At 42.2% G+C, this 11,234-nt stretch carries 9 protein-coding genes and 1 pseudogene; 7 read left to right on the forward strand and 3 right to left on the reverse strand.

The window, feature by feature from the left end; all coding sequences use genetic code 11:
- Positions 1 to 230 precede the first annotated feature (230 nt).
- The 3 genes from HWQ37_RS01765 to HWQ37_RS01775 all read left to right on the forward strand — a co-directional run bounded on the left by HWQ37_RS01765 (position 231) and on the right by HWQ37_RS01775 (position 2,201).
- Positions 231 to 1,112 (forward strand): FHA domain-containing protein, encoded by an 882-nt coding sequence (locus HWQ37_RS01765; protein ID WP_292743022.1) that lies wholly within the window; start codon positions 231 to 233, stop codon positions 1,110 to 1,112.
- Positions 1,113 to 1,189: 77 nt separating this feature from the next.
- Positions 1,190 to 1,321, forward strand: a complete 132-nt coding sequence (locus HWQ37_RS01770; RefSeq protein ID WP_292743023.1) for a hypothetical protein — start codon at positions 1,190 to 1,192, stop codon at positions 1,319 to 1,321.
- A gap of 136 nt (positions 1,322 to 1,457) precedes the next feature.
- Entirely contained in the window at positions 1,458 to 2,201 is a 744-nt protein-coding gene (locus tag HWQ37_RS01775; RefSeq protein WP_292743025.1) for a M50 family metallopeptidase, read from the forward strand.
- A 530-nt stretch (positions 2,202 to 2,731) separates the two neighbouring features.
- On the opposite strand, the gene HWQ37_RS01780 is transcribed toward HWQ37_RS01775, so the two are convergent.
- Positions 2,732 to 3,358: a CPP1-like family protein gene (locus HWQ37_RS01780; RefSeq protein WP_292743027.1), complete on the reverse strand. Its 627-nt coding sequence runs from the start codon at positions 3,356 to 3,358 to the stop codon at positions 2,732 to 2,734.
- 647 nt (positions 3,359 to 4,005) lie between these two features.
- Here HWQ37_RS01780 and HWQ37_RS01785 point away from each other — a divergent pair.
- Positions 4,006 to 4,725: a response regulator transcription factor gene (locus HWQ37_RS01785; RefSeq protein ID WP_094348795.1), complete on the forward strand. Its 720-nt coding sequence runs from the start codon at positions 4,006 to 4,008 to the stop codon at positions 4,723 to 4,725.
- Positions 4,726 to 4,997: 272 nt separating this feature from the next.
- Positions 4,998 to 6,437 (forward strand): GUN4 domain-containing protein, encoded by a 1,440-nt coding sequence (locus HWQ37_RS01790; protein WP_292743030.1) that lies wholly within the window; start codon positions 4,998 to 5,000, stop codon positions 6,435 to 6,437.
- A 304-nt stretch (positions 6,438 to 6,741) separates the two neighbouring features.
- On the opposite strand, the pseudogene HWQ37_RS01795 reads toward HWQ37_RS01790, so the two are convergent.
- A pseudogene (locus HWQ37_RS01795) lies at positions 6,742 to 6,933 on the reverse strand (DUF2811 domain-containing protein); the annotation flags it as partial.
- Positions 6,934 to 7,402: 469 nt separating this feature from the next.
- On the opposite strand from HWQ37_RS01795, the gene HWQ37_RS01800 reads away from it, so the two are divergent.
- Positions 7,403 to 8,677, forward strand: coding sequence for an MFS transporter (locus tag HWQ37_RS01800; RefSeq protein WP_292743032.1), 1,275 nt, complete (start codon positions 7,403 to 7,405; stop codon positions 8,675 to 8,677).
- An 18-nt stretch (positions 8,678 to 8,695) separates the two neighbouring features.
- Here HWQ37_RS01800 and hisIE read toward each other — a convergent pair whose 3' ends face one another.
- Positions 8,696 to 9,346 carry a bifunctional phosphoribosyl-AMP cyclohydrolase/phosphoribosyl-ATP diphosphatase HisIE gene (gene hisIE / locus HWQ37_RS01805; protein ID WP_292743034.1) on the reverse strand — a complete coding sequence of 217 codons (651 nt, stop codon included), beginning with the start codon at positions 9,344 to 9,346 and terminating at the stop codon, positions 8,696 to 8,698.
- 229 nt (positions 9,347 to 9,575) lie between these two features.
- Here hisIE and hemL point away from each other — a divergent pair, with 229 nt between their 5' ends.
- Positions 9,576 to 10,874: a glutamate-1-semialdehyde 2,1-aminomutase gene (gene hemL / locus HWQ37_RS01810; RefSeq protein WP_292743036.1), complete on the forward strand. Its 1,299-nt coding sequence runs from the start codon at positions 9,576 to 9,578 to the stop codon at positions 10,872 to 10,874.
- Positions 10,875 to 11,234: the final 360 nt, after the last annotated feature.

Below are 11,234 nucleotides of genomic sequence, written 5' to 3' on the forward strand. Positions count from 1 at the left end.
GCTGAGTGCTGAGTTAGGAGTTAGGAGTTAGGAGTTTTGTTTATCTCCCTCATCTCCCTTGTCTCCCTTGTCTCCCTCATCCCCCTGCCCCCTGCCCCCTTCCCCGTATAAGAAGAGTGTCCAATTCATTCTTCCATTAGCAGTAATTGCTAGAATCTAAAGCTAGGGCCGCCCTCTGCTTGCCAGTCCTACCTATGTTTATGATGATCTTGAACAAAGGCTAAATATCGATGATCGTCTGCCCTAATTGCAATCATCCCAATCCTGATGGTGCTGTCCAGTGTGAAGCTTGCTATACACCGTTACCTGCGACTACTAATTGTCCCAGTTGTGGGGCAACTGTACAGGCAGATGCTGCATTCTGCGGTCAGTGTGGCTTTAACCTTCACTCCGCCGGAGTTCCACACGTTCACACCGCAGTAGCGACAACAGTTACTCCCGATGTTCCCGTGGAAGTACCAGCGTTAGTTCCACCCGATCCACTGTTAGAACTTTTACAACCTGATGCTTTGGGAATAAGTAGTTCTACTAACTCCCATCTGCCCGAATCATCTTTACCTCCAACAGAGATGGCAGTTCCTCCAGAACCTGCGCCACAGGTATCTGTTGCAGAAAGCAGCCCTCCAGAACCGCCACCAACCGTTGTGCCTCAACCCATAGTGTCTGGAGAAAGTACTATTCCTACTCCACCACCTGTGGAACCACCACCAGCCCCTGAAACCGAAGTAAAAGAGCCAGCAGCACCAGCACCAATTGGAACTGCTGCCAGGACGCAATTGCAGCAGGTTACAGCGCGGTTAATCCATGTTCAAAGCGATCGCTTAATTGAATTACCGCAAAATTTCTCTGTGATTCATATCGGCAAGCCTAACGACCGGATTCCTCCAGATATAGATGTTTCAGGATTTCCCAATTCCGAAATTGTCTCGCGGATTCATGCAGATATTCGCATCGAGGGAGATGCCCATTATGTAGAAGATGTGGGAAGTTCTAATGGCACTTATATTAATAATTTGCCGCTTTTACCGGGGAACCGTCATCGCTTGCGACCAGGCGATCGCATCAGCTTGGGTAAAGGAGACTTGATGACATTTCTCTTTCAACTTGCTTAACTGATTCTGGCTCAATTGTGACATCAGCTTAAGTATTTTCTGCCCATCCTCCGGCATCCATTTTGGAGGAGAAACAAATGAACTGCATCAGAAAAGCGACGGATAACTATGTTGTTTTTAATAGCGCCATAGTTCACAGCCGTCGCTTCGATGTGCGAATTGTTGCATTGCCTAGCAACCCTAATACCTCAATAATTACATTAGGATAGATGAAAATACACTGTCAATTTTAGATTTTGAATTTTGGATTTAAGGAATAATCTAAAATCTAAAATCCAAAATTGAATGCCCCACGAATTAAGTGGGGGACTAATCTAAAATCTAAAATCTAAAATTGAGTGACCTATGAGGGAACCAAGTAAAAATTTTGAACCCTTGCTAGCCAAAGAAGCCCCGCCAGTTGTGGAACGTATGGGGTTAACCTGGCTAGTTGCAGCCGCGATCGCAACTGCTTTATTGTGGCAAGTACCAGGAGGGGATTATATCTTATACCCATTTACCATTCTGGCAACTTGGTTTCATGAAATGGGTCATGGCTTAATGGCACTGCTATTAGGGGGACAGTTTCAGAAGTTGCAGATTTTTAGCAATGGTTCTGGTGTGGCAACTTATGGCATCCGGTCGCCGTTGGGGCCAATTGTCCCCGCAATAATCGCCGCCGCCGGACCAATGGGGCCGCCTCTTGCCGGTGCAGTTTTGATTCTGGCTTCCCGCAGTTTTACAGCAGCAACTCTCTGTTTAAAAATTTTAGGAGGTTTTTTGCTGTTGTCCACATTAATTTGGGTGCGTTCCTGGTTTGGATTGGTAGCAATTCCCTTACTGGGTTTAATAATCTTAGGTATTGCTTTGAAAGCACCTCGCTGGGCGCAAGGGTTTGTCATTCAATTTCTGGGTGTACAAGCTTGTGTAAGTACCTATCATCAACTTGATTATCTATTTAGTAGTTCTGCTGGCCCCCTGGGAATTTCTGATACAGCGCAAATGCAGCGATATTTGCTTTTACCTTACTGGTTTTGGGGCGGGTTAATGGCGATCGCATCTCTGGTGATTTTAATCCAAAGTCTCCGCGTTGCTTATCGTTCTGAGTAAATATGCTCCCTTAGCGATCGCCCCCTTGCAGTCACCAATTCAACCCTCAGTACCTTGATTGCTGAATTAGGTACAGAATGCCTGAAAGTACAAGCTTTAGTTAACCAATTACAGTTAACTAGTTTAACTTTCTTTGCCGATAACAATTAGTATGAGTTGTACAGGCAAGTATTATGCGGCTCTACTGTTTGATGATGGACTACCCACGGTCAATCTTTTACCCCTGAATAGCCTTTCTTCTAACTCCTAAAAAAATGAGCGAATCGGGAGTAATTAGTTATGATTTCCACCACGGTAATAATAATTCGTGCGTTGGGCGGGCTCCCCGACTTGTTCGCGCAGCGTCTCGGACAGGAGAAGCAACTGGCGCGGCACAGAGAAATCAGAGTTTGAGAGATATTTTGCTTAAGTCCTAATATTAATATATATAGTAAGGGCACACAGATATGCACCCTTACACGTGTTACATCCAAATAAACAACACACATCAATCGCCTTTTATTTCTAGAAGCTTCCTTACGTATATAGATTTAGCGTAGAAAGCTACTAACCAACCACAAGAATATAAAGGTCAGTACAGTAGAGAACTGATTCGATGAAAGATTCAGGAATGGCATCTGTGGTAATAGCCACATAGCAATTAGTCCCCCAGCAATTAAGCCAATTATTAAACTGACTAGGGTGAACAAAACTGCTCGGCCAAATTTGCCTTCCTTGCGATTAAGAAAGTAAATACTAGTACCTATCCCAACCACCAATGCCAACTGCAAAACCTGATCGCCTCCCTCTGGATAGAACAGGCTAATAGAACTCAAACCGAGAAACCATGCTCCGGGTAAGAGAATATCGGCAGGTGTTGGCTGATCCAGCATCCGTTGTAACCATGCAGGTGACTGCTGGCGAGGCGTTGGACTTTCTTTAGGAGGCAATTGCACTCGCAACTCTGGAAACCGAATGCGCTCAGGGACTTTGATTTTACCTTCCTGGCGCATCCGTAAGCGATCCATTAAAATCGCATCGTAAGCCGCTTCAATTACTTCTAAATGCTTGGCATCGCCATTATGTTGCTCGAATAGGCGATTACGAGCATCCTGAATTTCATCGAAGCTAGCTTCTTGTGATACCCCAAGTTTTTCGTAGGGATTTTGATCGCTCATGGGAGTTTGTTACTTCAGCCTCAGTCAGCGGCAGTCTTTTGTCAAAGAAAAAACAGCTTTAGGTTTTATTTCGATCGAAACTAAAGTCCGACCTATTTTTTGCCCTACCAGGATAGTAGCACGGCTTAGTTTGATCGACTTTGTAATTTCAACTATAGTCACTTTAACATATCGCTATAACTCCGTGTATACCCTCATGTCGTTGTCTAATTCTGGCTCTAATCTAGAATTTGAACAGAGAGTACCTAAAATGCATAGTTTTTATGAAAAAATCAACTTTACTGTTTCAAATTTGGCAACTTACTGTGCCCTAAAAGGTTTTTTTTAATTATACTGAATAATCGCTTGTGGTATATATCCGCATATCGATTTAAAATTGAAACGTTTTAAGTTACCACCTAACTGGGATTGAGAAGGTGTCTTGATGTCAAGAACGGTTGCGGTTAAAGTCAGAGCGCTTATAATTACTGTGGCTAACAGAAGTTTCGCGTTCTCATTGCCCACAATCCTGATGAGAGCATTTATTTTTGAATTATCGGGATTCTTCTACCGTAGCCATGTAGATTCTTAGTTAGTCCCAAAGTGGCAACTGCGTTTTTACGCAACTCTCTTGTTAATCTTACGAATTTTTGTGCAAAGAAATGGTCATGGCTCCTGCCAAGATTCTTGTAGTTGACGACGACCCTGCGGTTCGGAATTTAATCCAACGCTTTTTGATTAAGCAGAACTATCAGGTGGAGGCTGCCGAAGATGGAAAGACAGCCTTAAATCTATTTGAGCAATTTAACCCTGATTTGGTGATTCTAGATGTGAATTTACCAGATGTCACAGGGTTTAACCTCTGCCAAGAGATGCAAAGTCGTAATGGTGTTTTTGTTCTGATGTTGACTAGCCGTGCTGACGAAGCTGACAAAATTCGCGGCTTTGCTAAAGGAGCTGACGACTATCTCACCAAGCCTTTTGGGCTAGGAGAACTAGAAGTCAGAGTTGGAGCTATTTTGAGGCGTCAGCGAGTGATAACTACAGCCGAGCAGAAACGCTTGGTATTTGAAAAACTTATGATTGATCCGGTGCGACGGGAGGTAGCACTTAATAACCAAGCAGTACCTTTAACTGCTTTGGAATTTGACTTGTTGCATTTTTTAGCTAGTCATCCAGGCCGAGTTTGGCGGCGGGCAGAACTAATCCAAGAGGTGTGGGATTATGAATATGTCGGCGACCAACGGGTTGTAGATGTACATATCGGCCAAATTCGCAAGAAGATTGAAATTGATGCTAGTCAGCCAGCATTAATTCAAACTGTACGTGGCGTAGGCTATAAGTTTGAATCTCCTGCTCACCCCCAGCATTTGGAAGCCAAGTCCTGAGTTTATAGTCTAGAGTTTTTTTAACTCTTGACTGTTGACTCTTGGGGTAATGGTTGGTGAATTTTCTTGGTTTTAGTAACAGACAAATTTAGACAATCAGAATAGGTAAATATTTCTCAAATACAGACCAAACAGTTATTTGAGATATTTATTTATCTATTTAAGACAGTGGAGAGAGTCCACTGGAAAATATTTTTTAGCTAAAACTACCGCTTATACTGGTCTAGTAGTTGTAAATATAATAACCAAGTATAAAGCTAGGAGCATCTTTTATGGGAATCGGAGATATTATTTCAGGGATTTCTGATTTTATCAATATCTTTAGAAGCAGCAATGATAGTGGAGATAACTATTTATCCTCTAATTGGGCTTCCTCTACTGCCACATCAAAAAAACGGAAGCCTAAGCACAAGAAAAATACATCTGCTACCAGCAGCAAAAAACAATATACCCCTCCTGTTAAAAAAGAACAACCTTTTCAACCACTTTGGCAAAAACCAGAAAATTATGACCAAAAAGCTTGCCAACTAATAGTTAACTGTCTAAAGCAGGTTAAGTTAGACCGTGCAGAATCAGCGGTAGAAAAATTACAGAAGCAGTATTCCTACAAAACAAATCGTGAACTTGCTCGTATCCTAATTGTTAAAAAATCGTTTGCTTTAGCTAATGTAGCTTTGGATAGTAGAGATCCCGGAGCTTTTGCTGATAAAAGTGCAAAAGAAATTATTGAGGGAATGGAAACCGTTCAGATACCTCGAATTGTCAGATTTTCAGTAGAAATGATTTATCAAATTGCTCTGATATACGGTCTTCCTTTCCGCTACCTCAATTGGGAAGTAGAAGTTATTTCAGTTTTTTATGCAGCGCTTTTAGGTGATATTGCGACTCAATATGGAATAGATTGGCTTAAGTTTGGTACTAGACCAGAGAAAAGCATTTCATCTGAAATAAAAGCTTTAATGATCTACGCTATAGGAGAGACAGCTTGCCTATTTTATGAAAAAATCCATTCTCATAACTTCAATCCCTTTAAAAAAGCTAATGCTTTCAGTAAAATAAGCAGACAAGCCCAAAACTACCTAAAACTATTCAATTCAGAAACAAAAATTAAGAAGATGGTATCAAAGGAAATCGAAAAAGCATTTCCTATTGAGTATCATAAGCTATGTGACTTACTAGAAGCAAAATCGTGGAAAGAAGCCGACAGAGAGACTTTCGACATTTTCTTGAAACTAATGAGTAGGAAAAAGCTTAAATTGTGTGAAGCAGTACTTCTTGCAAATGCAAAATTTTCCCCTACAGTCTGGATATCAAAACTGGATTATGAGGATCTAGAGATTCTTAATAATATTTGGATAAAAAATAGTGATGGTCACTTTGGATTTGCTATTCAGAGTCAAATATATATGCAAACCCAAAGCCTAGAATGTTTTTATCAGGGTGTGGGGTGGAAAATTAATTCTGAATTAAAATCCTACGATCAATTAACTTTTGACATAGATTCTCCTAAAGGTCATTTACCAGGATTTTGGTTATATCCTGACTTTCCTCTCGTTCAAGATGAAACTATAGCAGATTGGTTAACAGTTTTTTTAAAATACGTTTCTACCCTACCAGTAAAAGTAATAGCAATAGGCGATATGGAAACTACAATTGTTAATAGTAGTGAGCAATCACCAGATGTTAATAGTGATGACCAACAAGAAGATTGAACTTCAGGGTTTTGAGCCTACATTTTTATAACAAGTACTAAGGGTCAGCTAATATACTCACGTCTTGCCTCAATTTTAAATATTGCATTATTACCAACTAGTTTTGACGACAGGAGAAACTATTGAAACCTGTTTAAGATCAAAGTCTACTGATTTTTTTATTGTAATATCACTCCTTAATGAGGCACAGCAAACCGCGCCCCATTAATTAGGGTAATAACGCCCTTCATACCAGTACCTATGGGGTGTCTAGTAAATTAGCCGTTGCTGGTAAGTCGGTACAGGGCATTTCTACTGTTGTGGAGTGGTGAAACAAAGTTTCCAGATAGACTCGAGCCGCACGGCGATCGCTATCTCCATTTTGGAGTAAAAACAATGATAGCGCCGCCGTTAATACTCTGTTTTCATCCCAATCGGGATGGGTTTCTAAGTAGTTTTTTAAGGATTCGTGGAGTGTTTCGGGAATTTCTGTAAAGATGCTAACCGTTGCTTTCATGAGATTTTCCTCCTATGAGGATAATCAAGAGGGACAAGTTGCTTGCGGTAAAGCTGTTTAAGGCTTCACACGCTCTTTCGCTATCCCGACAATCTACGCTGACATCTACTGGTAATATATTTTACACATTTGATGCTAACGGTTGAAGGGATTACAAAAGCAAGCCGAATCATTGTGCGCCAAGAGGGGGTGGGTTTGTCAATGCTGCGAAATGTTAAAAACGATTGTATAAAAAATAAATGCGAACGGAAGAATAGGGCTTTAAGCCGATTTTTTGTTACTTTACTTTATAAAAACTCAGTCTTAAACTTCTTTGTTACTTGAAATCAACAATCCCCAGTAAGACAGCAAGAAGCCTATTAGCTCGTATCGCACCTGTGGAAAACTGCTAAAATCCCTGTGGAAACCCTGTGGAATGAGTGAGGAAAATTGTAGCCAATGATAAGAATTACCAAAATGTCAGCAAACTATGACATTTAAGCTGATGAAATTAGTTTCTCAATCTCAGTTATCATCGTGGTTGCCCTCGATACATCCCCAAGTCTGGATTTTCGCAATTGGTAGATTTCTCTCAGAAGTTGGCACCGGCTGTACCTTGTTTTACGCGCCCATCTTTTTTGTCAATCAACTTGGTTTATCTGCAACCAGTGTTGGGGTAGCCTTGGGTAGCGCCTCGATTTCCGGCATTGTAGGGCGGATTACAGGTGGTTCTTTGGCTGATTCTGAATATTGGGGTCGCCGCCGGACTTTGTTGCTAGCCACGGCGATTTCAGCAATTGCTTCTCTAGTTTTAGCTGCAAGCAATAATTTCACTTCTTTGGTAATCGGTAGCTTGATTAGCGGTTTAGGGATAGGTTTCTATTGGCCGGCGGCTGAAGCTGTGGTTGCTGACGCTAGCCAAATTGACAATCGCCGGGAAACTTTTGCGATCGCCAGACTAGCTGATAATCTTGGGTTAGCGATCGGAATTGTCCTAGCTGGGTTTTTGATTGCGATAATTGGGAGTTATCGCTGGCTATTTGTGATTGATGCCATCTCTTTTATGGTATTTTTTGGGGTTGTCTATGTAGGGATTAGTGAAACTGAACAACAGCAGATAGAGGAATCTGAAAAGACAGAACTTTTTGCTGCTTGGATGGCAGTATTAAGCGATCGCCGTTTTCTGGTCTACATCGCAGTTAATATATTCTTTACAATCTATATTTCTCAAATTCACGGAACCCTGCCGCTTTACTTCAAAAACTTTGTATTTGTCGAAAGTACTACCAAAGGATTTACTGAAACTACCATTAGCGGACTATTTGCTTGGCATCTGGTGTTCGCAATTATTTGTCAATTGCCTGTCACCAGCATCCTAAAACGCTGCTCTCACACACTTGCACTCACTGTTTCTGCCATTTTCTGGGCAATTGGTTTCGGCCTGATTTGGGTAAGCGGGACAACCCCATCTGATCATCTAATTTGGGTAACATTGGCATTGGGAGTATTTGCTGTGGCGATTGTTTCTTATACCCCATCTGCTGCCTCTTTAGTGACTGAGTTAGCCCCGCAAAATCAACGCGGCGTTTATTTTTCCATCAACGCTTTGTGCTGGGCTATTGGCTCTTTTATTGGTCATCCCTTGGGTGGATGGGCATTAGACCAACCCCAAATTATTACTAATAGTTACTGGCTAGGCTTCATCTTGAGTGTAGCGATCGCTGTGGCGATTTTACAATATCTCAATCGAATTTTGGCTGATTAAGGCGATCTGTTTTTTGCTCTATTGCCGCCGTTCTTGCAACTTGCGATATACCGATTTTAAATCAACTTGATGGTGAGCTAAGGCCACCAAAGTATGATATAGCAAATCAGCCACTTCACCAGCGATCGCATCTGCTTCATCATCCTTAAAGGCCATCACCACTTCAGCCGTTTCCTCACCAATCTTTTTCAAAATTTTGTTATCACCACCTGCAAAGAGTTTACAAGTGTAAGAACTTTCAGTAGGATTATCGCGGCGATCGCATATTATTTGAAACAATTGCGACAATGTATCTCCTGGTGGTGCAGCAATATTTCCTTCTATTTGGTGAAAACAACTGCGCTCTCCAGTATGGCAAGCAACATCTCCTAATTGTTCTACGCCGATGAGGAGTGCATCACTATCACAGTCATAACGGATACTTTGCACTTTTTGGATATGCCCAGAAGTCGCCCCCTTGTGCCACAATTCCTGCCGAGAACGGCTCCAAAACCAAGTTTCTTCAGTTTCTAAAGTCTTTTGTAACGACTCCTGATTCATCCACGCCATCATCAGGACAGTACCATCTAGATAGTCTTGGACAATTGCAGCCACCAGACCCCGTTCATCGTAACGAATTTTATCAACCGGGATAGTGTAATGCAGCGATCGCGAATCGTTAGAAGACATACCAGCTAGTTTGCTCTCATGAGAATAATTTATGGATTCACGATACCATTCAGAATAGGGCAGCTGGTATATTTTTTTGAATTAAATATCTAAAGTCAAGTCTTCATTGGACTTGCATAACATAATGTTATTTTTTTGGTTCCGTTAATTTTATAGGATAGAAATTCTAAGCAGTGTTTGACCCTATCCTAAGATAGAGCTTTTTATTGCCCACTGTTAGGAGAGAACTTTGGTAAATACCACAATTAAAACCACAAAATCACAAGAAGTCTTCGCCACTGCTCAAAATCTCATGCCCGGAGGAGTCAGTTCTCCAGTTCGTGCCTTTAAATCTGTGGGCGGACAACCCATCGTTTTTGATCGTGTTAAAGGCGCGTATATTTGGGATGTAGATGGCAATAAATACATAGACTATGTAGGCACTTGGGGCCCAGCTATTTGCGGTCATGCTCATCCAGAAGTAATTGCAGCGTTGCATGAAGCTTTAGAAAAAGGCACCAGTTTCGGCGCTCCCTCAGTCCTAGAAAATGTTTTGGCAGAAATGGTCATCGATGCCGTTCCTAGCATCGAAATGGTCAGATTTGTCAATTCGGGAACTGAAGCCTGTATGGGAGTTTTGCGGCTAATGCGGGCTTTCACCAACCGAGACAAAATCATCAAATTTGAAGGCTGCTATCACGGACACGCCGATACGTTTCTAGTTAAAGCGGGTTCTGGTGTAGCCACACTTGGCTTACCAGACTCACCAGGAGTTCCGAAAGCAGCAACTAGCACTACTCTAACCGCACCTTTCAATGACCTAGAAGCAGTCAAAGCTTTATTTGAAGAAAACCGCGACGAGATTGCCGGTGTCATTCTTGAGCCAGTCGTCGGTAATGCTGGATTTATTGCACCTGATGCTGGCTTCCTAGAAGGATTGCGGGAACTCACTCACGAGTATGGAGCGTTATTAGTATTTGACGAAGTGATGACAGGCTTCCGCATTGCTTACGGTGGCGCTCAAGAAAAATTTGGCGTAACTCCCGATTTAACCACCTTGGGTAAGGTGATTGGTGGTGGTTTGCCAGTAGGAGCTTATGGTGGTCGTCGGGATATTATGTCAATGGTTGCGCCCGCCGGCCCCGTATATCAAGCTGGGACACTTTCTGGTAATCCTTTGGCGATGACTGCTGGCATTAAGACTTTAGAATTGCTGCAAAAGCCAGGTACTTACGAGTCTCTTGAGCGGATTACTAAAAAGTTAGCAGATGGTTTGCTGCAAATTGCCAGAGAAACTGGTCATGCAGCCTGCGGCGGTCAAATCAGCGCCATGTTCGGCTTATTCTTTACCTCTGGCCCAGTTCATAACTACGAAGATGCGAAAAAGTCTGATACAGCCAAATTCGGACGCTTCCATCGCGGGATGTTAGAGCGCGGTGTTTACTTAGCACCCTCTCAATTTGAAGCTGGGTTTACGTCTTTTGCTCACACTGAAGAAGACATTGAGCAGACTTTAGCAGTTGCACGCGATGTAATGTCTAATCTGTAACCTGTTAAGGGATTTCCAAATAAAAAGTATCCTGTTGCCTCTTGTGGGGTGAGCATCTTGCCCCACAAAATGGATAATTTATAGGAAGTCCCTTTTTTAAGCGACTAAGCCAGAAACAAGCTTGCGGTATTTTTGGACTCACTCTAAAGCGTTATTTGCAGAAGTTTCAGCGTCAGAATTCAGCACCCAGGTAGTCAGAAGTCAGAATTTACAAGGAATGAAGTATGATTGCTAGATTAATGTATCAAGTATTCTCCTGATTCTTTAACTATTCTGACTCCTGTTAGCGTAGCGGGGCGTAGCCCATTCTGACTCCTGTTAGCGATAGCGGGGCGTTTAGCCCATTCTGACTCCTGAATT

Origin of the sequence: Nostoc sp. NMS4 (genome assembly GCF_017115095.1) — a bacterium.
GTDB lineage: Bacteria > Cyanobacteriota > Cyanobacteriia > Cyanobacteriales > Nostocaceae > Nostoc.